This is a genomic window from Flavobacterium algoris, assembly GCF_048158525.1.
Taxonomy (GTDB): Bacteria; Bacteroidota; Bacteroidia; order Flavobacteriales; family Flavobacteriaceae; genus Flavobacterium; species Flavobacterium algoris.
Map to the genome: position 1 here is coordinate 154,598 of NZ_JBLNKT010000004.1, position 23,897 is coordinate 178,494.

General features: G+C 33.3%; 17 protein-coding genes. 5 read left to right on the plus strand and 12 right to left on the minus strand.

The annotated features are described in order from the left end of the window. Nucleotides 1-86: 86 nt before the first annotated feature. Nucleotides 87-701: an acyloxyacyl hydrolase gene (locus ACM55I_RS03605; RefSeq protein WP_416845401.1), complete on the plus strand. Its 615-nt coding sequence runs from the start codon at nt 87-89 to the stop codon at nt 699-701. Between the two features lie 170 nt (nt 702-871). Further along, nucleotides 872-3,040 carry a T9SS type B sorting domain-containing protein gene (locus ACM55I_RS03610; RefSeq protein WP_416845402.1) on the plus strand — a complete coding sequence of 723 codons (2,169 nt, stop codon included), beginning with the start codon at nt 872-874 and terminating at the stop codon, nt 3,038-3,040. A gap of 57 nt (nt 3,041-3,097) precedes the next feature. Here the strand turns inward: ACM55I_RS03610 and lgt are convergent, their stop codons facing one another. The 5 genes from lgt to ACM55I_RS03635 all read right to left on the minus strand — a co-directional run bounded on the left by lgt (nt 3,098) and on the right by ACM55I_RS03635 (nt 8,151). Then, the gene (gene lgt / locus ACM55I_RS03615; protein ID WP_416845403.1) at nt 3,098-4,030 is read right to left on the minus strand and encodes a prolipoprotein diacylglyceryl transferase; all 933 of its coding nucleotides are present in this window, start codon (nt 4,028-4,030) and stop codon (nt 3,098-3,100) included. 64 nt (nt 4,031-4,094) lie between these two features. Further along, on the minus strand, nt 4,095-4,343 hold the full coding sequence (gene yidD / locus ACM55I_RS03620; protein ID WP_416845404.1) for a membrane protein insertion efficiency factor YidD: 249 nt from the start codon (nt 4,341-4,343) through the stop codon (nt 4,095-4,097). A gap of 72 nt (nt 4,344-4,415) precedes the next feature. Further along, a complete protein-coding gene (cysS, locus tag ACM55I_RS03625; RefSeq protein WP_416845405.1) occupies nt 4,416-5,894 on the minus strand; it encodes a cysteine--tRNA ligase in 1,479 nt (492 codons plus the stop codon). A gap of 123 nt (nt 5,895-6,017) precedes the next feature. Continuing rightward, nucleotides 6,018-6,689, minus strand: a complete 672-nt coding sequence (folE, locus tag ACM55I_RS03630) for a GTP cyclohydrolase I FolE (protein WP_416845406.1) — start codon at nt 6,687-6,689, stop codon at nt 6,018-6,020. Nucleotides 6,690-6,930: 241 nt separating this feature from the next. After that, nucleotides 6,931-8,151: a pyridoxal phosphate-dependent aminotransferase gene (locus tag ACM55I_RS03635; RefSeq protein WP_416845407.1), complete on the minus strand. Its 1,221-nt coding sequence runs from the start codon at nt 8,149-8,151 to the stop codon at nt 6,931-6,933. Between the two features lie 126 nt (nt 8,152-8,277). On the opposite strand from ACM55I_RS03635, the gene ACM55I_RS03640 reads away from it, so the two are divergent. Then, entirely contained in the window at nt 8,278-9,612 is a 1,335-nt protein-coding gene (locus ACM55I_RS03640; RefSeq protein WP_416845408.1) for an aspartyl protease family protein, read from the plus strand. Between the two features lie 59 nt (nt 9,613-9,671). On the opposite strand, the gene ACM55I_RS03645 is transcribed toward ACM55I_RS03640, so the two are convergent. Next, nucleotides 9,672-10,061 carry a DUF1573 domain-containing protein gene (locus tag ACM55I_RS03645; protein ID WP_416845409.1) on the minus strand — a complete coding sequence of 130 codons (390 nt, stop codon included), beginning with the start codon at nt 10,059-10,061 and terminating at the stop codon, nt 9,672-9,674. Between the two features lie 217 nt (nt 10,062-10,278). On the opposite strand from ACM55I_RS03645, the gene ACM55I_RS03650 reads away from it, so the two are divergent. Together ACM55I_RS03650 and ACM55I_RS03655 are read left to right on the plus strand one after the other, a co-directional pair. Next, nucleotides 10,279-12,912, plus strand: a complete 2,634-nt coding sequence (locus tag ACM55I_RS03650) for a valine--tRNA ligase (RefSeq protein ID WP_416845410.1) — start codon at nt 10,279-10,281, stop codon at nt 12,910-12,912. A 276-nt stretch (nt 12,913-13,188) separates the two neighbouring features. After that, nucleotides 13,189-13,566, plus strand: coding sequence for a hypothetical protein (locus ACM55I_RS03655; protein ID WP_416845411.1), 378 nt, complete (start codon nt 13,189-13,191; stop codon nt 13,564-13,566). Nucleotides 13,567-13,649: 83 nt separating this feature from the next. On the opposite strand, the gene ACM55I_RS03660 is transcribed toward ACM55I_RS03655, so the two are convergent. From ACM55I_RS03660 to ACM55I_RS03685, 6 genes are all read right to left on the minus strand, one after another. Continuing rightward, nucleotides 13,650-14,198: a PepSY-associated TM helix domain-containing protein gene (locus ACM55I_RS03660; RefSeq protein ID WP_416845412.1), complete on the minus strand. Its 549-nt coding sequence runs from the start codon at nt 14,196-14,198 to the stop codon at nt 13,650-13,652. Between the two features lie 55 nt (nt 14,199-14,253). Then, a complete protein-coding gene (locus ACM55I_RS03665) occupies nt 14,254-16,464 on the minus strand; it encodes a TonB-dependent siderophore receptor (RefSeq protein ID WP_416845413.1) in 2,211 nt (736 codons plus the stop codon). Nucleotides 16,465-16,811: 347 nt separating this feature from the next. Beyond that, on the minus strand, nt 16,812-18,986 hold the full coding sequence (locus ACM55I_RS03670) for a TonB-dependent receptor family protein (protein ID WP_416845414.1): 2,175 nt from the start codon (nt 18,984-18,986) through the stop codon (nt 16,812-16,814). 26 nt (nt 18,987-19,012) lie between these two features. Next, nucleotides 19,013-20,110 (minus strand): cytochrome-c peroxidase, encoded by a 1,098-nt coding sequence (locus ACM55I_RS03675; RefSeq protein ID WP_416845415.1) that lies wholly within the window; start codon nt 20,108-20,110, stop codon nt 19,013-19,015. A 189-nt stretch (nt 20,111-20,299) separates the two neighbouring features. Continuing rightward, nucleotides 20,300-21,451: a PepSY-associated TM helix domain-containing protein gene (locus ACM55I_RS03680; RefSeq protein WP_416845416.1), complete on the minus strand. Its 1,152-nt coding sequence runs from the start codon at nt 21,449-21,451 to the stop codon at nt 20,300-20,302. Between the two features lie 63 nt (nt 21,452-21,514). After that, complete coding sequence (locus ACM55I_RS03685) at nt 21,515-23,887, minus strand: TonB-dependent siderophore receptor (RefSeq protein WP_416845417.1); 2,373 nt, start codon at nt 23,885-23,887, stop codon at nt 21,515-21,517. Between the last annotated feature and the right edge of the window lie 10 nt (nt 23,888-23,897).

A 23,897-nucleotide genomic window follows, 5' to 3' on the forward strand; every position in this document is an offset into this window, starting at 1 on the left:
TTTGTGATAAATATTAGTATTTGTTCAATTATAATAGTTAATTTTAGTATTGGTATTTAATTTAATCTCTTTTAAATGAATTGATTATGGGTAGAAAAATACTTTTCACACTGTTATTATTTTTTTTATTTCATGCTTCTTTTTCTCAAAAAAATAAGAATGATTTAATGATGGGTTTTTTGTATGGTTTTGGACATGAATTTAAAAATAAGAACTACACTTTTGATAATCAGTTTTATAAAATACATATTGGTTGTGTAATTAAAAAAACTAAAAGATATACATGGGAATTAGTAGTTGAGCCAGAGATTAATTTTGGAGAACATAAACTTATTAATCCTTTTTTTATTACTTCTGATGATCCTGATTATATAATGAAACGGGAATATTATTCCAAAACGAATAATGTCAATCAATACATTTTAAATTTAGGTATTCTGATAAGAAAGCCAATTTCTAATACACTTAGTATTTTTATTTTAGGAAACACTGGTCCATTGATGTCTAATGCAGAAACCGAACGTTTGGCTAAAGGATTTGCTTTATCAAATACTTTAGCTGTAGGAATTGATTTAGAAATTAACAAATTTATTTTTGAAATTAGGCCTAGTTTTCGGCATGTTTCTAATGCAGGTTTAAACAGTCCAAACTTGGGTTTTAATACTACTAATATTGAATTTGGTATTTTTTATAATTTGTAAATTTTGAAATTTACTTTTTTGCAATTTAAATTTATGTTTGTTCTTTTGTTTATGTTGGTATTTATTTTAAGTATGTATATTATTTTATAAAAGTTTCAAATTTTATATATTTACCACTTATATAAAATATTGACTATTTGTTTTTAGATCAAATTAAATACCTCCAAACGATGAAAAATAGTATAAGGTTATTAGTTTCTCTTTTTATATTTATGTTTTTATCAAATAATATTCTTTATGCACGGATTAGTTTTACTTATAATGCGAAAGAAAAATTTAATTTAGTAGCACCTCCGCCTACAGTAACTACTCCAATTTATTTATGTCAAAATAGCACTGCTGATCCTTTGACTGCTACTCCTTCTGCTGGAGGGACTTTAATTTGGTACGGTACAGATGCAATTGGAGGTATAGGTTCTTCAACTGCGCCGATTCCATCTACAACAACAGTTGGGCAAACAAAGTATTACGTAAGTCAGAATGATGGTACAGGAGAAAGCACTAGGGCCGAAATTACAGTAAATGTTGTAGCTGATAATGGAGCAACTATTTTGAGCTTTAGATGCGATCCTTCACAAGCCACAACTGCAACATCTGTATTTTTTGATTGGTCTAATAATCCACTTATTTCAAATACGTATAATTATTCCTATTCTATTAATAGTGGCCCAACAATTACAGGAAGCATAGGTGTTTCGCATTATGAGGTTTTTGGTGTTTCACCAGGAGAATCAGCAACATTGACATTGGCATCTGCAACACATGCCTGTGTTCCTCCACAAACATTGACTTGTAGTGTTCCTTGTGGTGCTTCAACAATTACTCCAGACTTTGCTCCAATACCTGCTTTTTGCTCAGGGACAGCAGCTCCAATATTAGATAATACGATAGCATCTCCAAACGGAATCTCTGGTACTTGGTCTCCAGCTATTGTCAGTAACACAACAAGTGGGAATTATGTGTTTACACCAGATCCCGTATTATTTCCTTGTGCTACAACACAAACTTTGAATGTAACGGTTACACCATTGGCTACACCGACTTTCACTGGAATTCCAACTACTGTTTGTCAGAATGCAACACCACCAATTTTACCAACTAATTCTAATAATTCTCCAACAATTAATGGAACATGGAGTCCTGCAGTGGTGAATACGGCAGTTTTAGGTCCCGTTACTTATACTTTTACTCCTAATGCGGGTCAATGTACTTCAATGGCGTTATCTACTGTCACAATAAATATTGTACCTGTTGTAACTCCTAATTTTGCTAATATTCCTCCTTTTTGTTTTGGCTCCACTGCTCCACTTTTGGCCAATACATCACCCAATGGGATTACTGGAACCTGGTCACCCGTAAATATTAATAATGTAGCTAATGGTACTTATGTATTTACACCTAATCCGAATCAATGTGTAGCAACTCAAACTTTAAACGTAACAGTAACACCAAAAACAACTCCAAATTTTGCAGCAATTCCTTCATTTTGTTCTGGATCTGCTGCACCGCTGTTAGCCACCACTTCTCCAAATAGTATAAGTGGAACATGGTCTCCAGCAACAATTAATAACACTACAAGTGGAAGTTATGTTTTTACGCCAAATGCAACGGAATGTGCTACAACTCAAACTTTATCTGTAATTATAAATCCTTTAATTCAGCCAAGTTTTACTGATTTGTCAATTTGTTCTGGTTATGCAGTTCCTATTTTGAAAAATATATCGCCAAACGGAATTACAGGAACGTGGGTGCCATCTGTTATTAACAATACTACAAGTGGAGCTTATGTATTTACTCCAAATCCGAATCAATGTGCGATTTCAAAAACGATAAATGTGACCGTTAATCAATCCACTCTTGTTAATGTAGATTGGACAGTTACAGAGGCGTTTTCCAAAAATCAAATTGTGACGATTAATGCTACTGCAGCTGGGGACTATTTGTATCAATTGGATGACGGTCCATTTCAAGAAAGTCCTATTTTTGAATTTGTTTCTTTAGGTACGCATTCCATTACTGTTCAAGATAAAAATGGTTGTAGTCCTCCAATAACAAGAAATAATGTTTTGGTAATTGATTACCCTAAATTTTTCACTCCTAATAATGATAACTATAACGACACTTGGAATATTTTTAGTTTAGCAGATCAATCCAATTCTAAAATTCTAATATTTGATCGTTATGGTAAACTTTTGAAGGAATTAAGACCAAATGGTTTAGGTTGGGACGGAACTTATATTGGACAACCAATGCCTGCAAATGATTACTGGTTTTCTGTTGAATACACAGAACAAGATGTGCTTAAAAAATTTAAATCTCATTTTTCTTTAAAAAGATAAAACAAAAAAACTTCCAATATTTGGAAGTTTTTTTGTTTTAGTGATATTATTTAAGGCTTAATGTTCTAGTTTAACGGGCTTTTCGGCTGTAAAAACAAAATACAATCCTATTAAGATAAAAGGAATGCTTAGCCATTGTCCTGTTGAAAGTAAACCCAGTTCATTTTCAAAACCGCCCTGACTCTCTTTTACAGATTCTACAACAATACGTACTGTAAATAGCAGCACTAGAAACAGACCAAATAAATAACCGGATTTAAGTCTCGCTTCTGTTTTCCAATACATGAAAAATAATATAGCAAATACAAAAATATAACAAAATGCTTCATATAATTGTGTAGGATGCTTTGCAGGAACTTGTTCTAACAATGCTGAAAATTTTGGATCAGTTGCTATGGCATGGTAAGCGGCTTTTGGATCAGCTATTTGAGTGGCATTAACAGCATCTGCTGGACTGAATTTATCGCGTAAAAAACGTATTCCAAATACCGATGTAGTTTCTTTACCTACAATCTCAGAGTTGAAAAAATTTCCTAGTCTCACAAATATTGCTCCACTCGCAACAGGGATTACTACTCTATCTAAAATCCACAATTGAGGTCTTTTTAATACATTTTTGCTGTAAAAATACATGGCAATTATAATTGATATTGCTGCTCCATGACTCGCTAAACCCTGAAAACCTGTGAATTCAAATTTAGGAGAGAATCGAAACGGTAAGAATATTTCCAGTAAGTGATTGCGAAAATATTCCCAATCATAAAATAAAACATGACCTAGTCGCGCTCCAATCAATGTAGCAAGAACTGTCCATATAAAAAGAGAATCCAATTTTTCTATGGATTCGCCTTCACGTTCAAAAATATTTTTCATGATGTACCAGCCTAATCCAAAAGCAACTACAAACATCAGGCTATAATAACGTATTACAAAAAAGCCTAAATCAATTCCTTCTGATGGATTCCAAACTATGTTCAAAGCGTGTGTCATTTAATATTGTTTTTTATGAATTGTAAAAATATATATTTAAAGTAAAAATAGTACTTATATAAAGTTAATGTTTATGATTGCATTTTTTTTCAGGAACAGGATCGTAACCACTTTCCCCCCAAGGATGGCAGCTTAAAATTCTTTTGATACCTAAAAAACCTCCATAAAGTAAGCCGTGTGTTTGTAGTGCCCCAATCATATAAGAAGAACAGGTAGGTTCAAATCTACAGGCTGAAGGGGTATAGGGAGATATTGCGGTTTGATAAAACTGAACAAGAACTACAAATGGAAAAATTAGGATTCTTGAAAGCATGATTCTGGTTTTTGGATTTAAAACTTCAACATTCAATATCAATTTTTTAATCTGTACTCTGGAACCTGTTGTTTAAATGCTAAATGTAGTTCCTTCTTTTCCATCTTTCAATTGAATGCCTAAAGCAATTAATTGATCCCGAATCTGGTCTGATAGAGCGAAATTTTTATTGTCTCTGGCTTGTTTTCGCATTTCAATCAACATATTTACAGTGCCTTCTAATTTATCATTATTACTATCAGAAATTTTCTCATCCTCTAATCCTAGAACATCAAATACAAAACCATTAATGGCAGCTGTGAATGTTTTTAAGTCTTCAATAGTTAGAGTTTCTTTTCCTTCTTTTAATAAATTGATAAAACGGACGCCTTCAAATAATTGTGCAATTAGAATAGGGGTGTTAAAATCATCATTCATAGCATCATAACAAGACTGTTTCCAAACAGCAATGTCGATAGTAGAATTTGGACTGGCGTTTAAAACTTTTGCAGCATCTATCGCCTCCATTAGTCTCTTGTATCCTTTTTCAGCTGCAACAATAGCATCATCTGAGAAATCAAGAATACTTCTATAATGGGCTTGTAACATAAAGAAACGTGCTACTGATGCCGAAAAAGCTTTGCTTAAAATAGTATTTTCTCCGGTCAATATTTCTCTTGGCAAAATATTATTCCCGGTAGATTTAGCCATTTTTTTGCCGTTTAGTGTCAGCATATTGGCATGCATCCAATAATTAACTGGTGTTTGTCCGGTACAAGCTTCATTTTGAGCAATTTCACATTCATGATGAGGGAATTTTAAGTCCATTCCGCCTCCGTGAATATCAAAATGATTGCCTAAGTACTTAGTGCTCATTGCAGTACATTCAAGATGCCATCCTGGGAAACCATCGCTCCAAGGTGAAGGCCAACGCATAATATGTTGTGGCTCGGCTTTTTTCCAAAGCGCAAAATCTTGTGGATTTCTTTTGTCGCTTTGTCCGTCAAGATCTCTGGTATTAGCAAGCATGTCTTCAATATTTCGACCGCTTAATCTGCCATAATGGTTAGTTTCATTGAATTTTACTACATCAAAATAAACAGATCCATTGGCTTCATAACCAATTCCTTTGTCGATAATTGTCTTGATAATTTCAATTTGTTCGATAATATGACCCGTTGCCGTTGGTTCAATACTTGGCGGCAAAAAGTTAAAAGCATTCAAAATATCATGGAAATCTACCGTATAACGCTGTACCACTTCCATGGGTTCTAATTGCTCCAAACGTGCTTTTTTTGCAATTTTATCCTCTCCTTCATCCACATCGTCCACAATATGGCCTACATCAGTAATATTACGGACGTAACGCATTTTATAATCTAAATGCAAAAAATACCTAAAAATCACATCAAAGGACATAAATGTTCTCACATTGCCAAGATGTACATTGCTGTAAACCGTTGGTCCGCAAACATACATTCCAACATTGCCTTCATGAATAGGTGTAAATGTTTCTTTTTCTCCCGAAAGAGAATTGTATATTTTTAGAGTTTGACTTTTATATAATGGCATTTGTATTTTTTTTGAAGCTTTTCCCGCTGTTCGCTATATCTTTTTCTGGCTAAAAAAGCCATAAAAAGGATACCGCTTCCATCAGGGCTAGGGCTTTATCGGTTAAATAGAATTATTTGTGTTTTAGAACTTTGTCTCTAATTTAATATAATCCAAAAACTCTCTCTTAGTTTGAACATCTTTAAATTTTCCTCCAAATTCTGAGGTTACTGTGCTGCTTTCAATATCGCTGATTCCTCTTGAATTCACGCAAAGATGTTTAGCATCAATTACACAAGCAACATCTTCAGTACCTAATGCCATTTGTAATTCTTGAACGATTTGCATCGTCAAACGCTCTTGTACCTGAGGTCTTTTAGAATAATATTCTACGATTCTATTCATTTTAGAAAGTCCAATTACCCTTCCATTAGAAATATATGCCACGTGAGCTCTTCCTATAATTGGTAATAAGTGATGTTCACAAGTAGAGTAAAGAGTAATGTTTTTTTCGACTAACATTTCACCATATTTGTAATTGTTGTCAAAAGTAGATGCTTTTGGCTTTTTTGTAGGATTCAATCCTGCAAAGATTTCTTTTACAAACATTTTAGCAACACGATTTGGAGTCCCTTTCATGCTGTCATCCGTCAAATCCATTCCAAGGGTAATCAGAATATTTTCAACGTCTTTTTTAATTTTTTCTATTTTTTCTTCATCTGAAATAGCAAATGCATCTTCTCTTAATGGATTTTTTGCACTTGTACTAATGTGATTGTTTCCTATCTCGTCTTGAAATTCTTCGTTATTTATCATCAAAAAGGTACTATTATATTGGGTATGTAAATTTAAGTGGTAAAGATAATTAATAAAAACTAAAGAATTTCTATCGTTTATACTATTTAATGATGACTTTATAGCCATTATCGACAAAGTAGGATTTTCTAATTGCTTCAAAAAAACAAAGGCAATAACTTTTTGGTTACTGCCTTTTGTAAAATATTTGAAATCTTTTGGTTATCAATAGGATAACAAAGATGTTTTTTTTGATTTGTAATTATTCTACTTCAATTAATTTTTTCAATCGAGTTGAATTGTAAACCGGAATTGCTTCTTTTAGAATCCGAACAGCGCTGATCAAATCTTCTTTTTTAAGAACATAAGCAATACGCACTTGGTTTAATCCCATTCCTGGAGTCGAATAAAAACCGGCAGCTGGAGCAACCATAACGGTTTCACCATTCAAATCATAACTTTCTAAAAGCCATTGTGCAAAATCATCCGTATTATCAACAGGAAGTTGTGCAATACAATAAAAAGCAGCTTTAGGTTTGGTAACGATTACCCCTTCGATTTTATTTAATTCGGAAATTAAGGTATCTCTACGTTCTTTATATTCTGTAATTACTTCGTCAAAATAACTTTGAGGAGTATCGATGGCTGCTTCGCAAGCTATTTGTTCAATTGTTGGAGGACACAAACGGGCTTGGGCAAATTTCATCGCGGCTGAAATTACCTCTTTGTTTTTTGTAACCATACATCCAATTCGAGCTCCACACATACTGTAGCGTTTAGATACAGAATCGATCATGATGACATTTTGTTCCAGTCCTTCAAGATTCATTACGGAATAATGAATGTCTTCATCATATATAAATTCTCTGTATACTTCATCTGCAATTAGGAATAAATCGTATTGTTTAGCTAGTCTGCCCAATTGTAAAATTTCTGATTCGGAATACAAATAACCGGTAGGGTTGCTTGGATTGCAAATTAAAATTGCTTTGGTCTTTGAAGTAATTAGTTTTTCAAATTCTTCAATTGGAGGTAGCGTAAAACCACTTTCAAAAACAGAATTTACAGGAACTACCGTAGCGCCGGATTCTGCCGAAAAAGCACTGTAATTAGCATAAAAGGGTTCTGGAATAATGATTTCATCTCCCTGATCCATAATACTTCCTAAAGCAAATAAAAGTGCCTCAGACCCACCAGTAGTTATCATGATGTCTTCAAAAGAAACTTTTACATCCTGATTAGTATAAAATTGGGCTAATTTTTTTCTATAACTTTCATAACCAGCAGAAGGACCGTATTCAATAATACTTAAATCAATATTTTTAATGGCTTTAATGGCGACTTCTGGACTTTTTATATCGGGTTGACCTATATTCAAATGGTATACTTTATGACCCTTTTTTTTAGCCATTTCAGCAAAAGGAGCCAGTTTTCGTATTGGTGATTCGGGCATTTGTTTGCCTCTGTTAGATATATTTGGCATGTTTAAAATTATTGAAATGCAAATTTGCAATTTTTTTTTCAAACTTACTGTAATTAATAAGTCTATTTGGTATCAAAAACGCACTATTATGTTGTATTTTTAGTAACTTTATACAAAGAATTCTTAATGAAAAAGGTAATTATTTTATTTTTTCTCCTTTTCAATACCTTGACTATTTTAGCACAAGATGGTTTTGAGTTTAGTAAAAAGGTCGATAAAGTGACTATTCCTTTCAAATTTATTAATAATTTAATTTTCATTCCTATCAAGGTCAATGGTGTAGAACTAAATTTTTTATTGGATTCTGGTGTGGAAGAAACCATTTTGTTTAGTTTGGAAGATAAAAAAGAAATTGAATTTTCTAATGTCGAAAAAATAACTTTGCGCGGTTTAGGAAGCGAAGATGCCATCGAAGGGTTAAAATCGACTAATAATGTCTTAGAAGCAGGGGGATTGAAATCGAGTAATCATTTGTTATACATTGTTTTAGATCAGGAATTTAATTTGTCTTCTCATGTGGGAATTCCAGTAAACGGAATTATTGGATATCAGTTTTTTAGAAACAATTTGGTAGAAATTGATTATGAAAAAAGAAGAATAATTGTTCATAGTGACATTGAAAAAAACAGAAAGAAAATAGAGAGAAAATTTGAGAAAGTTGCTATTACAATTGAAAAACTAAAACCATACATCATAAATACTATGAGTATTGATTCTGTTTCGTTTCCTGCTAAATTATTAATAGATATTGGCAATAGTGATGCACTTTGGCTCTTTGAAAGTCGCTCTAAATTGATAAAAGTTCCTGTTAAAAATTTTGAAGATTATTTGGGCAAAGGATTTAGCGGCGATGTAGAAGGGAGAAGAGCAAAAATTTCAAAATTTACAATGTCGAAATTTGAATTTAATAATCCTATTGTTGCTTTCCCAGATTCCAGTTCAGTGCGAAATGTAAAAATGGTTCCCAGTAGAGTTGGCTCTGTGGGAGGTGAAATTTTAAGAAGATTCGTAGTTGTTTTTGACTACACTAATGGATTTTTGTATTTAAAGAAAAATAAAGAATATTTCGCTCCTTTTAATTATAACAAAAGTGGAGTTGAAATACAGCATCATGGTTTGCAATGGGTACAGGAAACAGTACCTCTCCAGACGGTTCCTAGGGTAGTTTTGGAGGATCCTTATACATCAAAAAAAGATAAGAATACCAGCGATTTTAAATATAAATTCAATTTAAAACCAGTTTATGAAATTGCTAATGTCAGAAAAAATTCACCTGCTGAAAATAGTGGTTTACAAAAAGGAGACATAATTGTTTCAATCAATAAAAATTTCGCTTACAAATATTCTTTACAGGAAATTAACTCTCTTTTTAAATCTGAAGAAGAAAAATGGATTGTATTAGAAATTGAGCGAAATGGTAAAATTCTTAAATTTAGGTTTCAGCTTCAAAATATTTTATAAAAAAAAGCGCTTCTTGAAATTGAGTATCAAAAAGCGCTTTGAGTTTATCTAAAAATACCTTAATTAGGTATTACTTCTCCTTTAATTTTTAAGGCAACCCTTCCTTCTTCGTAATTCACTGCGTTAGATTCTACAGTAATTGTTTTGCGGATAGGACCAGGGGCCATATTATATTTCACTTCAATTTTTCCTGTTTTTCCAGGTTGTATTGGTGTTTTTGGTTGCGATAAAATGGTACTGCTTGCAGTTGATTGTACCGAAGTGATAATTAAGGGAGTATTTCCGGTATTTGTAAATTCAAAAGCTCTTATGCCATTGTCACTTGATTTGGAAATCCTACCATAATCAATAGTCTTGTCTTTAGCAGCAAATTCAATTTTAGCACCAGATTGGGCAAAACTTAGACTGCTTGCAAATACGATTGCTATTAAAGTTATTATTTTTTTCATTTTCATTTTTTTTGATTCGGTTAAGTAAATGTACTTTCTTTTAATTAATGCACAAATATTTATTTCTCTTTTTATAGTGTACTTAATTATTTACTTTTGTCCCAATTAGAATTACAAATATCAGACCAAATTTTAAAAGGTTATTTGTTGATTTGGTTATTTGTTTAACTGAACGAACAAACAATCGAATTTAACGATTAAACGAATCCACAATAAAATGACAATTCCTGCACAATTCGACGCCAAAACTATTGAGAATAAGTGGTATGACTACTGGATGAAGAATAATTATTTTCACTCGGAGCCAGACCATAGAACGCCATATACTATAGTAATTCCACCACCTAATGTTACTGGGGTTTTGCATATGGGACACATGTTGAACAACACCATTCAAGATGTATTAATTAGAAGAGCGCGTCTTAAAGGCTTCAACGCTTGTTGGGTTCCAGGAACGGATCATGCTTCAATAGCTACCGAAGCTAAAGTTGTTGCGAAATTAAAAGCTGAAGGAATCAATAAAAACGATTTGACACGCGAAGAATTTCTGGCGCATGCTTGGGAATGGACTGACAAATATGGTGGCGTAATTCTGGACCAATTGAAAAAGCTAGGGGCTTCCTGTGATTGGGAGCGAACCAAGTTTACTATGGATCCTGATATGTCAGCATCGGTAATTCGTTCTTTTGTAGATTTATACAACAAAGGTTTGATTTACAGAGGATACCGAATGGTAAATTGGGATCCTGAAGCAAAAACGACTTTGTCTGATGAGGAAGTTATTTATGAAGAACAACAAGGGAAATTATATTTCCTAAAATATAAAATCGAAGGAGGTGAAGACTTTCTTACGATAGCTACAACACGTCCGGAAACTATTTTTGGAGATACTGCAATTTGCATTAATCCAAATGACGAACGTTTTGCTCATTTGAAAGGTAAAAGCGCCATTGTACCTATTTGCGGAAGAGTGATTCCTATTATAGAAGATGAATATGTTGATATCGAATTTGGAACAGGTTGTTTGAAAGTAACTCCTGCACACGATATGAATGACAAAACGCTAGGGGAGAAGCATAATCTTGAAATTATTGATATTTTCAATGAAGACGCTACTTTGAATAGTTTTGGATTGCAGTATCAAGGACAAGACCGTTTTGTAGTTCGTGAGGCAATAGCCAAAGAATTAGAAACGATTGGTGCTTTAACAAAAACTGAAATTCACTTAAATAAAGTGGGAACTTCTGAAAGGACTAAAGCAGTTATTGAACCTCGTTTATCAGACCAATGGTTCTTGAAAATGGAGGATTTGGTTAAACCGGCAATCAAATCTGTTTTGGTTGATGGTGAAATTAAATTGCATCCAGCACGTTTTAATAACACGTACGCTCATTGGTTAAATAATATTCGTGATTGGAATATTTCCCGTCAATTATGGTGGGGACAACAAATTCCGGCTTATTTCTATGGAGATGGAAAAGAGGATTTTGTAGTTGCTGAATCTATCGAAGAAGCTTTAGTTTTGGCTAAAGAAAGAACCAATAACTTACAACTTACAACTTCAGACTTAACTCAGGATGTTGATGCTCTTGATACTTGGTTTTCTTCTTGGCTGTGGCCAATGTCCGTTTTTGGTGGAATTATGGATCCGGAAAGTGAAGATTTTAAATATTATTATCCAACGAATGATTTAGTAACGGGTCCGGATATTTTGTTTTTCTGGGTAGCGAGAATGATTATTGCAGGTTATGAATATACTGGAAAAAAACCATTTACTAATGTGTATTTGACAGGTTTGGTTCGTGACAAGCAAAGACGCAAAATGTCTAAATCATTAGGAAATTCTCCTGATCCTTTGGATTTAATCGAAAAATTTGGTGCTGATGGTGTTCGTGTGGGATTGCTTTTGAGCGCTTCTGCAGGAAACGATATTATGTTTGATGAAGAATTGTGTAATCAAGGAAAAGCATTTACCAATAAAATTTGGAATGCGTTCAAACTAATAAAAGGTTGGGAAGTTTCGGATGCTATACCGCAACCGGAATCTTCAAAAGTAGCGATTGTATGGTACGAAGCCAAGTTGCAACAAACGCTTTTAGAAATTGAAGACAATTTTGAAAAATACAGAATTTCAGATGCTTTAATGGGGATTTATAAATTGGTTTGGGACGATTTCTGTTCTTGGTTCCTCGAAATGATAAAACCGGCATACCAACAACCAATTGACAGCGTGACTTTTGCGAAAGCGATAGAAATGCTAGAAAATAACTTGAAATTATTGCATCCGTTTATGCCGTTCTTGACAGAGGAGATTTGGCAGATTCTTGCTGAAAGAACTACTGAGGAAGCATTGATTGTTTCGACTTGGCCAGAAATGAAACCTTTTAATGTCCGTTTAATTGCTGATTTTGAAAGTACAATTGAAGTGATTTCTGGAATAAGAACAATTCGCAAAGACAAAAATATTCCGTTCAAAGATACTATTGAATTGAAAGTGGTGAATAATGATAAAGTTTCAACTTATTTTGATTCGGTTGTGACTAAACTGGGAAACATAACTTCGTTAGAATATGTTTCTGATAAAGTGGATGGCGCTTTGTCTTTCCGTGTAAAATCGAATGAATATTTCATTCCAATTACCGGAAATATCAATGTGGAAGAAGAAATTGCAAAACTAAATACGGAGTTGGTATATACGCAAGGTTTCTTGAAATCAGTTCAAAACAAACTGGCTAACGAGAAATTTGTTGCTGGTGCACCTGAGAAAGTTCTAGCAAACGAAAGACAAAAAGAAGCGGATGCGCTGTCTAAAATTGAAACTATCGAACATAGTTTAGCTGGATTGAAATAAGGATTAATTAGTCAATTTATAAAATTAAAAAAACCAATTCTGAAATTTCAGGATTGGGTTTTTTTATTAAAAAATTAAATATTTTGTTTTTTGTCAAGACAAAACACCAGAGAAAGATAATAATTAGAGGGTAGTTATATAACAATATTTTATCGATGAACGTCATCGCAAATGTGATTTAAAGGGTATTTTTTCCTTTAAACGATTTTTACGTATTTACTGATAAATTGTTAATATGTTTGACATGGAATTTTCAATTACTACATTAATAAAAAAATGAAGAAAATATTTAGTCCTGCTTATAGACAAGATTATCTTAAAGGGTATTCAATTGGTTCAAATCCATTTCTGGAATTCAATAGTTCAATGAACAATGAAGCTTTTATTACTGGATTTCAATCTGGACGGTCTGAATATGAGCGAATTAATGGATGTATTTGTGATGGAATTCCTCAACGTATTGTGACTGATAAAGTTTTGGAAGATTTCCTTATTGCAGGCTTACTTGGGTTACCTATTGAAGACGAAGGGTATACTTCTCATCAAGTCAATATGATTGCGGAGTGGTATCAAAGCGGAGTTGAGAAATATGAACCAAATCAAAGTATCTGTCTTTTTGAAATGCTTGAAGAGAACGGAATTCTAATCAATTAAGATATTTTGCTATTTGTTTTTGGTATAGCCATGAACAAAAAAAATCCGTGTGGTCACGGATTTAAGTATAGTAAAGTTGTATTTTAACCAAATAAAATCAAAAATAATAGCGGAAAAACAACTCCAGCAACAGCCAGTTTCCAGCCTCTGTTTTTCCAGCTGAATTTTCCGGCTTTTATCATTATAGTTCCTGTTAATGCAATAATGATTAAGCTTATCGCAAAAATATCAGAATAATAAATCCAAAAATTAGATGTATTTTTATGCAAGCTCATGAATTGGCTAATAATAGGCGTTTTTAAAAAAGATACGATTTCACCTTTTCCTGTTTTTATATCAATCTCCACATCGTGTTTTTCAAAAGAAATTTTAAAAGTTCCCTTTTTTACCATGTGACGTCTCATTTTGTCATCGATGCCTAATTTTTTTCCTAAATCTTCAGCAAATTTTTCGTTGATTTTGCTTTCTTCTGGTAATTGTATTTCAATGGCTTTCGTTTCGGTAGTATATTTATCAGGATGCCAAGATTCTCTGTGGTTCATCATAAGCCCTGAAAAGGCAAAGGAAACAATTAATCCGATATAGAAATAGCCTAAATCGCGGTGTAAATTTCTGAAGTTAATTTTTTTCATGTGTTAAGTACGTTCAAATGTTTAAAAAAATAAGATTTTTTTACAAAATGGTTAATTAGAATTTATATTTTAAACTCGTCATTACTTGGCGCGGTGCAATTGGATTCACACTATAATTTTCATGAACGGTATAATTCAATTCATTCGTAATATTAGATAATTTACATAAGATTGAAAATTGTTTCCATTCGTACCCTGCAGATACATCAATAGTAGTGTAAGCATCTAATGGAATTTCTCGTACATTAATTCCTGATGGCAATGTAGTATCAATTTGATTGTTCCATCCACCAGATCTTTTTCCAATGTAATTTGCTATAGTTCCCACTGATAATCCTTTTAACGCACCATTAGGTAATTTATAAAATAAACTAAAGTTTGCTGTGTTAGCTGGAGTTCTTACTAAACGATCACCTTCAATATTGCTTCCGTTTAATCCTGAAGTTTTAGTATAACGCATGTCATTGTAACTATAACCCGCCATAATATTCAAACCTTCAATTGGTTTTGCAATAATATCTATTTCCACTCCTTTACTTTTAGTTGCTCCGCTTAAAACTTTTACGGTAGTATCCGTATTTTGCGTAATACCATCAGCTTTAAATTCAGCAGTTTGAGCTAAATTACTATTTGTGATTTGGTATAAAGTTACATTAGTACTCAAAATTCCTCTCCAGAAATCTTTTTTAACTCCCACTTCGTATTGGTCGATAACTGAAGGTTTAATCACTTCATTGTAAACGGTGAATCCTGTATTTGGTGTAAATGAGTTGGCGTAACTAGCGAACAAAGACGTGTTTTTTGTTGGCTGATATACAAATCCTACTTTTGGAGAAAAAGCTTCATCAATACGTTTTTTATCTTCTGTAACCGTTTTTTTAATCAAGTCAAATGTTTCTGCTTGTGATTCTTGCCAAGACCAACGAATTCCTGCCAGAACTTTAAATTTTTCTGTTAATGAAATTAAATCTTGCGCGTAAACTCCAAAACGGTTGGTGTCTGTTTTTACTATTTTGGTATTAGTGCTATTTGGTATTGCTCCTCCTTGATTAAAATTATCGAAGTCAAAAATGTTACCACTACCATAAGTTGTAGGGCTAAATGTAAAGGTATAAGCTTGTAAAAAGGAATTTTCTAAATCAACACCAGTAAATAATTGGTGTTTTATTTTTCCAGTTGTAAAATTTCCCTGCAAACTGATTTGTTCTCCGATGATTTGTTCCAAGTTTTTGTTTTGTCCAAGAGGTCTGCTCCAATCACCGTTTGCAGCCGGTACAATACGTTCTGTTCCTTTAGAAGTTCTATCGTAGTTTTGAAAAGAAGAATTAAAATTTAATTTCCAGTTTTTATTAAACTCATGGTTTACTAATCCAGAAACCGAAGCTTGTCTAGTTTGTCCATTAGACCAAGTTGCTCCTAAATATAAGTTGCGAGGTAAATCTACAATTTCTCTACCAATGATTCCAGTTCCAAAATCAGGTGTCCAATTGTCTTTTAAATAATCTCCTTGTAGGGTGATTTCTGTTTTATCACTCACTTTGAAAAGAAAAGAGGGATTGATATAATAACGTTCTTTTTTTACAACATCTCTAAAGCTTTCTGAATTTTCATAAGAACCTGTAAATCTGTAGGCGATAATTTTATTTAAAGGACCATAAATATCAATTGATGGTTTGTAAAAAGAATAGCTTCCTATTTGCATTCCTATTTCTCCACCTTGCTTAAAAGAAGGTGTTTTTGTTACCATATTCAATACACCACCTGGAGCAACATTTCCGTATAATAAGGCTGCGCTACCTTTTAGTACTTCTACTTTTTCTAAAGACAAAACTTCTGGAATTGAACCACCATTTAAACGAAAACCATTTTTAAACATATTGTTTGCAGACATATCATATCCTCTAGACCAAAATGTTTCTTGTGCTCCTCCACGAGCTGAACCAACGTAAACGCCATTTACATTTTTTATTACATCGCTCAATCGAATGCTTTGTTGTTGTTCTATAATTTCAGCACCAATTATTTGTACGCTTTGTGGAGTATCCATAGGTTTTAATCCTGATCTCAATGCAGTAACTGGTTTTTTTTGCTGATTTTGTGTTATAATAACTTCTTTAAGAATTCCTCCTTTTTTGTTTTTGATAGTATCTGAAACAGTATCAAAAATTTCTGTTGTATTGGTATTTTCTGTCGTGCTTGCTATTTCTTGTGCAAAGCTATTTAAGCTAAATAATAAGGTTAAAGTAGGAAGTAAAATATATTTCATGATTGTTTATTTGGAATAATTAAAAATAACAATGCAAATATAAAACCCACATTTCAATTAACAAAACTTATTTAGATTAAATATGAATAATAAATAGAAATATATTGCAAGGTGTTTAATAACAGTTTTTTACAAGTGATAAAAAAATAAAAATAATGTAGATGTTAATCCAAATCATTTTATTTTAATCTAATAGGTGTACTATTTTCCTAAAAAAAAACACATCTCCAAATGAAATGTGTTTAATGAAAAGTTACGATTTAGTAATTTTATTAATAATTATTCGTAAATATTACTAAAAAAAAATAGTAACGAATTTTACTCTTAAAAGAAAAATTAAATATTATTTATTGAAATTTAGCTGTAAAACCTAAATAAAAGCTTCTTCCTACAGCAGGTATAATTCCTGGCCCAGGATATTCATCTGTTCTACGGGTAAAATAGGATTTATCTGTTAAATTATTGGCACCTAACTTGATTGCGAAATTTTGTAATTTGTAGGCAGCACTCCAGTCTAAAACAGTATAGGCTGGAATATAACCCGCAACGGGATCTTCGCTGCTCATTGCATTTGAAGCATCTCCGTAAGCATCTCCAACAAAATTAACTTGTAAAGTAGTCGATAATTTACTAGTGCTAAAAATTAAACCCACACGATTTATGGTTTTAGCGGCGGCTTCGACTCTTTTTCCTTTAAATTCTCCTGTGGTGTATTTTGCATCTACATAAGCAAAGGAATTGAAAATACTTAAACCAAAATTAGATTGTGAATTGAAGTATTTTAGAATATTAAACTCGATATAACTTTCGATTCCTTGGTGTACACTATTGGCTATATTTTTTCTAATGGAATAATAATCCCCAGTGATAGGGTCTGTCGCCAAAGTCACGCCAATACGTTTGTTATATGCCATATAAAATCCACCAATGTCAAAATTCAGGTAGTTTCTAATGGTACCTCTGTAACCTAAATCACTATTAAATCCTTTTGAATCTTTTAGGTTGGGGTCAATTTTTGAACTAATTCCAAAAGGTTCTAGTTGGCTGTAATCTATCGGTCGATAAGCTTGACTAATATTGGCATAGATGCTGGTGTTTTTTCCAGGTTTAAATTCCAATCCAAGTCCTGCTAATGCAAAAGTTCTATTTCTAACTTCATCTGTAATTTGAATATCGCCTTCCACTTCTTTATGTCCTTTAGCCGTACTTCTTAAATATTCAAATCGAAAACCAGGAGTAACAGTAAAGTTTTTGGAGACTTTAAAAATATTTTCTACAAACGGAGCTAGATTTGTGGTGCTAAAATCTAAATCATATCCCCAATCTCCTGAAATTGACAAATCAAAATCGCTATTTGTCGTTCCTTCTCCACCACCTTGACGCTTAAACCAAGCATAGCTTTGGCGAACACCGCCTGCAAAAGTTGATTTTTGTTTGCCTAAAGAGTAATTTTGTGAAAAACGGATTTCGGTGGTACTGTTATTCATTTTTTCGATTCCCACTTCTCTGGGAACAAAAGCATTAGTAGTAAGATCAATATCATCTGTAGCTGCTGCACCACCGTCTTCATTTCTCCAAACTAAAGAACGACTACTAAACAAAAAAGTTGACTTAACGCTCAAAGTGCTGCTTTCCGAAGGAGTATAATTGGCGTAAGCCGTTATGATATTCCATGGGCTTTTTAGCCAGTTTCTTGCACGTGTTGATGTTTTTGGGTTTGCATAGAATAAGCTATCGGTTAATCCTCCCGGCATTTTTATTTTATTTCGTAGTAAAGAATATTCAACTCCAAAATTTAATTTATCGGAATGATTGTATTGTATTTTTCCAAATCCAGAAACTTGTGATTGCTGACAATTGGGTCTGTAACCTTCCATATTACGGTATTGTAAAAAGCCATAGTAGCTTATTTTTTTATAATTCCCACCAACAGAATTGAAGGAATTATACAAACCATAACTTCCTATAGTTTGTGAAGTAATAAATTCAAAAGGTTTATTTTTTGGAACATCTTTAGTAACATAATTGACTAAACCGCCAAACTGTGATCCAAATTGCAACGATGCTGCACCTCTAACCATTTCTATACGACTTACGGCTTCCATTGGTGGAATATAATAGGATTCATTATAGCCATAAATATCAGCACTGATGTTGTAACCATTTTGTCTCGTGTTCATCTCGATACTTTGGGATGGATTGAGTCCACGTGTTGCAATTCCGTTGGCAGTAAATCCACTACTTTCAGTTTCTACTATATTCAATCCGGGGATTCTTCCCAGTATTTGACGTGTATTATTTATAGCTTTATTGGCATCGAGACTGTCAACAAGAATGATTTCATTTTTTTTACCAGCATAAATGATTCCGTCTTTACTATCAATCATGTGCCCCACACCATTTACGGTTTTGAATCCTTTTACAATAACTTCTTTAAGGATGTTTTTAGTGTTTTCTTGTGCTTGCATGGTTTGTAGGCCAGCTAAAGCAACAAGAGAAAGTATTATTTTATTGAAATTCATATAACGGTTTTTTGTATTGTAAAAAATTATTTTCGGTAATGATCAGTTAGTGTTTCAAGAAATGTTTCTAGTTGACTTTCTTCTTCGGCGGTCATTTTTAAATTGCCTAATTCATCTCTATTTACGGTTTCAAGTATTTCTGGAGCGGCAAATTCGCTAGGATTTACATCTCGAACATTGTAAAAATGAATGACTTCTTTTAAGGTTTTAAACGAACCGTTATGAAAATAGGGTGCTGAAATAGCAATGTTTCGTAATGTTGGAACTCTAAATTTTCCATTGTGTTCAGGTTGTGAAACGACTGCGCCAATGCCTAAATCAATAAAGTTCGCTCCCGCAGGATTTACGGCTGTTGATTGGTTGTAAAAAGGATTTTTTTCGTTTCTGGGAACTCCAATATTATCATAGCTAAAATCAGTAAATAGAATTTTGCCCGTTTTTGCATCCGGTTCTAGAACATGACATTGTGCACATTTTCCTTTTCCCTGAAAAAGGACCAAACCTTTCTTTTCAGTATCTGAAAATTTTATTAATTGTTTAGAGAAATAATCAAATTTTGAGGTAAATGAATTCACTTCTTTAGATGTTTCAAAAACGGCTAAAGCATCGGCAACAAAAGACATTAATTCTTCGTCGGTCTTTGCTACTCCGTATTCTTTTTCTATTTCCGAGAAATAAGAAGTATTTTTTATTTTGGAAACAACATTTGCAATACTGCCATTATTCATTTCTACTTCACCTATGAAGGGATGAATGAGTTGTTCTTTTAGGTTTGGAGATCGTCCGTTAAGGAAAAGTCCACCAATATAAGTTTCATCCGTAGTATTATAGGTACGCTCTGGGGAAAATACATTGTAAGCTAAATTTGGAGAATTGATGCTTGAAAAAGTACCAGTTACAGCACCTTCTGAAATGTCTCTGTGCAAAGGATCGCTAAAACCAGTTTCAGGTGCATGGCAAGAAGCACATGCTTGACCAATCGGGTTTGAGAGGTTTTTATCAAAGAAAATCAGTTTTCCAATGTCTATTTTATTGCTAATGATTGGCACATATTCGGAATCATCTGTACAGCTGGATAGCATTATCGCAATAATAAAGCCAATTAAAAAGTATTTTTGATTCATTTATTTGGAATAATTAAAAATAAGAATGCAAATGTATAATCTGATTTTGATTTAACAAAACTTATTTAGATTAAATATTAATAATATGTTAAAACTTTATTTTAAATAGTTGTATTTAAGAGATTTAGTCTTTGATAAACTCACTCTTTTGAGATTTAATTATTTTTATATTACGACTTGTATTTATTTTTATGAAATTAAATTAATTGATACTTTCCCTTTTCGGTTTCGTCCCCACCAAATGTAGAATCCAGATATTGGAAGACTCGCAATGAGTAAACTAACTAAGAATGCGAATATTTTTCCGGGTAAACCCAGTATTGCTCCAGTGTGAATGTCGTAATTCATTTTCATGAGGTTATCGGCAATTTTAGCTTCTTTTTGTCTGCCCCAGAGATGGGAAACATTCATTTCTTTCAAGCTGTATTGATCAAAATAACGGTAATCTATTTTCCAATACGTTCCTTTGTCTGAATTTGCATTGGCAGCTATTGGAGAAGTAGCTTTTTCAGGCGGATGTATTTCAATGGATTCCGCTTGAGGATATTCTTTTTGCATTTGGTGCCAGATTTTATCCAATGGGTTTGCGATTGTATGAGTTGCTGTCTTTGTATTTATTTTCGAAAGTGGCTCTTCATATAGTAATGATTTTTCACCACCGGTTACTTTATAATAAGAGTATGCAAACCATTGAAATCCCCATACTAAACCCGTAATGGCGAAAATAATTCCGATTATTAGCACATAAAAACCGGTAATATTATGCAAATCGTAGTTTTTGCGTTTCCACTTTGTGCCTTTTTTCCATTTGAACGAAAAGCGTTGTTTTGCGGCATTCTTGTTTTTGGGATACCAAAGAATTAAACCAGAAACTAACAGTGCCAGAAATATTAATGTAGCTGATGCTACAACAGTTTGTCCAATTTCATTAGGCAACCAAAGGTAGAAATGACCGTCCAGTATAAAACGGAAGAAACCTTCCTCATTGTTTACTGTTTTCAAAACTTTTCCTGTATACGGGTTTATAAAGACGCTATAGTAATACGTGGGTTCATAATGGAAAAATTCAGCTTCAGCCGCATTATTTTTTTCGTTGTATTTTATCGCATGGAGCAGTTTGTCAGGAAGTTCTTTTTTAGCTATTGCAACTAATTTTGAAGGAGGTAAAAAAGTAGCATCCTGCTCTTTTACAAAGCGATATTCTTGCGTGTAATTTTGTATCTCTTCCTGAAAGGCATACAAACAGCCTGTTATGGCAATTATAAAAACAACTATGCCCGATGATAAACCCAACCATAGGTGTATTTTTCCAATCCCTTTTTTTAAATTATTATTTTTCATTAAAAATAGATAAAACCCCTCACCGAAATGAGGAGTTTAATTAAACAAACTAACTAACTAACTCTAAAATTTATAGCCAACAGATAAACGGAAGTTAGTTCCTGCTTCTGTTTGCCAGTAATACATATCGCTATAGCTATAATATCCTCCAGAATACAAGTATTTGTTCAGGATATTATTTACAACAAGATTGACTGATATTTTGTTTTTTTGATACGTAACTCCTCCGTCCAATCGGAAATAATCTGGAAGCATTGTACTATTATCAGGCGAAATATACCATGGTGCTCTTTTTACTTGGTATTGGTATCCTAATGAAAAACCAACTCCGTTTAGCGTTCCTCTGTCTATTTTATAATTCAACCAGGCATTTTGGATGTGTCTTGTAGTTCCGGCTACTTGAGTTCCCACAAGTGATTGATCAGTGTCTTTGGTTGTTTTTCCTTCTGTAAAGGCGTAGTTTACAATAAGGTCTAAATTTTTGAAAATTTCTCCTCTAATATCTACCTCAAAACCTTTTGTTTTTTGTTGTCCACTTTCTCTACTGAATTGTTGTGTTCCGAAGGAATGTTCCGGATCTAATGTCAGTACATTGTTTTTGGTAATTTGGTAAATGGAAACAACTGAATTCCATTTTCCATTCAACCAGTCTCTTTTTAAACCAAATTCTATATTTCCTCCAGTTTCAGGTTTAAAAGATTGGCCTTGCCAGTTTGTTCCGTAGTTCTCATTAAAAGATTGATCGTTCACAAAGTAGGCCGCCGTGTTTTTATCAATAGAATAGCTCAAACCAACTCTTGGTGTGAATTTTTCGTTTTTGGTACCGCCAGAGTAAACATTATACGCTTTAAGTATCGTATATCTTCCCGCCAATGTTAATCTAAGTGTATTGTCAAAGAACCCCAATTCGTCCTGCACATATAGTGCTTTGTAACTGTTTTGGTATTTCACGCCTCTATCTTCCAGACTTTTACTTCTGTCAAAAGTAGGGGAAGCAGCCAGCGTTCCATGTACTGGATTGTAGATGTTTAAATCGGGTAAAGTAAAATATTGTGACCAGTCATGAAAAAATGTTTTATCACTTAAATCCAATCCCGATAGTATTTTGTGGGTAATTGATCCTGTTTTAGCTTCGCCATTTATAAACGCTTGTCCAACATAGATTTTTCCTAAAATATCCCAATTTCCACCACCACGTTTAAGAATTGCATCATTGCTTGGGTCAAAGCCAGATGGCCATAAGGACATTCCTTCTTGTTGGTAATTAAGATAAGATGTTTGCGCAGTAAACTTCCATTGGTCACTTATTTTATGATCTAAAATGGCAAGAATATTTCTTTCTGTCATTTTTGTAGGATCTAAATTGGCCTCTGATGTAGAGAAACTTCTTGGTAAATCAGCATATCCTCGGTGCGAAAAAACATAATTGGCACCAACGGCATTTACTTTAGAAAATTGCTGGGTGTATTCCAATGTGATGGCTGTTTTATCGGTTGCCAAATATTTAAGTACCGGAGCAAATGTGTAGCGATCATTAAAATCAAAATCACGGTAACTTTGTTTCTTTTCGCCCATTACATTAATACGGTACAATAATTTTCCGTTTTTGGTCAATTTTCCGTCAAAATCCAAGGTACCTCTATACCTATCAAAACTTCCTAGTGTTAAACTCGCTTCGCCTTTGGTACGTCCGCTTGGTTTTTTGGTGACAACATTATAAAAACCACTTGGATTTCCGTTTGCAAGCATAAATCCTGCAGGACCTTTTACAAATTCAATACGTTCCACCATACTCATATCTTCCGTAAGTGGTCCCCAAGTGGAACTGACATTCATACCGTTTCTAAAAGCGGCTACTTGACTGCCTCTCATGGTAATATTGGCATAATTATCCCAGTGTTCTACCCTTGTAGCGCCACTCACATTGCGGGTCACGCCTTCCAGCATATCAAAAATTTGTTGGTCTTGAATAAGTTTACCTGTTATAACTTGTATGTTTTGCGGAATCTCAATGATAGGCGATTGCAAACGAAGTGTTGAGGAAACACGATTCGTTTTGAAAGCGCTTTTGTTGCTCAAAACCACTACTTGGTTCAATTCATTGTTTGATAAGGTAAGTTTTAATGCTACTGCAGTAATTTCCCCAGTAGTAATTTTTACTTCTTGCTCTAAGTCATTATACCCAACTAAAGTAACTTTTAGAATATGAACGCCCTCAGATATGTTTTTTAGTATAAAAGTTCCATTGTTATCCGCAATAGTATTTTTGTTTGCTCCTTTTATAGAAACTGAAACTCCTTCGGCGGGTTTGTTGTCGCTAGTTAAAATGGTTCCTTTTATAGTACCGGAGTTTTGGGCAAAAGCGGTAGTTATAGAAAGTAGCAGCAGACAGGCGAGAAAAATAAATTGAGGTATTCGTTGTTTTAAATAATTCATGGTTAAAAAT

What these genes read in the sequence shown, in the direction of transcription:
- ACM55I_RS03650 (WP_416845410.1), top strand. Translation starts at nt 10,279, where the DNA reads ATGACAATTCCTGCACAATTCGACGCCAAAACTATTGAGAATAAGTGG.
- ACM55I_RS03640 (WP_416845408.1), top strand. Translation starts at nt 8,278, where the DNA reads ATGAAAAAGGTAATTATTTTATTTTTTCTCCTTTTCAATACCTTGACT.
- lgt (WP_416845403.1), bottom strand. Translation starts at nt 4,030, where the DNA reads ATGACACACGCTTTGAACATAGTTTGGAATCCATCAGAAGGAATTGAT.
- ACM55I_RS03645 (WP_416845409.1), bottom strand. Translation starts at nt 10,061, where the DNA reads ATGAAAAAAATAATAACTTTAATAGCAATCGTATTTGCAAGCAGTCTA.
- ACM55I_RS03655 (WP_416845411.1), top strand. Translation starts at nt 13,189, where the DNA reads ATGAAGAAAATATTTAGTCCTGCTTATAGACAAGATTATCTTAAAGGG.
- yidD (WP_416845404.1), bottom strand. Translation starts at nt 4,343, where the DNA reads ATGCTTTCAAGAATCCTAATTTTTCCATTTGTAGTTCTTGTTCAGTTT.
- ACM55I_RS03635 (WP_416845407.1), bottom strand. Translation starts at nt 8,151, where the DNA reads ATGCCAAATATATCTAACAGAGGCAAACAAATGCCCGAATCACCAATA.
- folE (WP_416845406.1), bottom strand. Translation starts at nt 6,689, where the DNA reads ATGATAAATAACGAAGAATTTCAAGACGAGATAGGAAACAATCACATT.
- ACM55I_RS03680 (WP_416845416.1), bottom strand. Translation starts at nt 21,451, where the DNA reads ATGAAAAATAATAATTTAAAAAAAGGGATTGGAAAAATACACCTATGG.
- ACM55I_RS03675 (WP_416845415.1), bottom strand. Translation starts at nt 20,110, where the DNA reads ATGAATCAAAAATACTTTTTAATTGGCTTTATTATTGCGATAATGCTA.
- ACM55I_RS03685 (WP_416845417.1), bottom strand. Translation starts at nt 23,887, where the DNA reads ATGAATTATTTAAAACAACGAATACCTCAATTTATTTTTCTCGCCTGT.
- ACM55I_RS03670 (WP_416845414.1), bottom strand. Translation starts at nt 18,986, where the DNA reads ATGAATTTCAATAAAATAATACTTTCTCTTGTTGCTTTAGCTGGCCTA.
- ACM55I_RS03660 (WP_416845412.1), bottom strand. Translation starts at nt 14,198, where the DNA reads ATGAAAAAAATTAACTTCAGAAATTTACACCGCGATTTAGGCTATTTC.
- ACM55I_RS03665 (WP_416845413.1), bottom strand. Translation starts at nt 16,464, where the DNA reads ATGAAATATATTTTACTTCCTACTTTAACCTTATTATTTAGCTTAAAT.
- ACM55I_RS03610 (WP_416845402.1), top strand. Translation starts at nt 872, where the DNA reads ATGAAAAATAGTATAAGGTTATTAGTTTCTCTTTTTATATTTATGTTT.
- ACM55I_RS03605 (WP_416845401.1), top strand. Translation starts at nt 87, where the DNA reads ATGGGTAGAAAAATACTTTTCACACTGTTATTATTTTTTTTATTTCAT.
- cysS (WP_416845405.1), bottom strand. Translation starts at nt 5,894, where the DNA reads ATGCCATTATATAAAAGTCAAACTCTAAAAATATACAATTCTCTTTCG.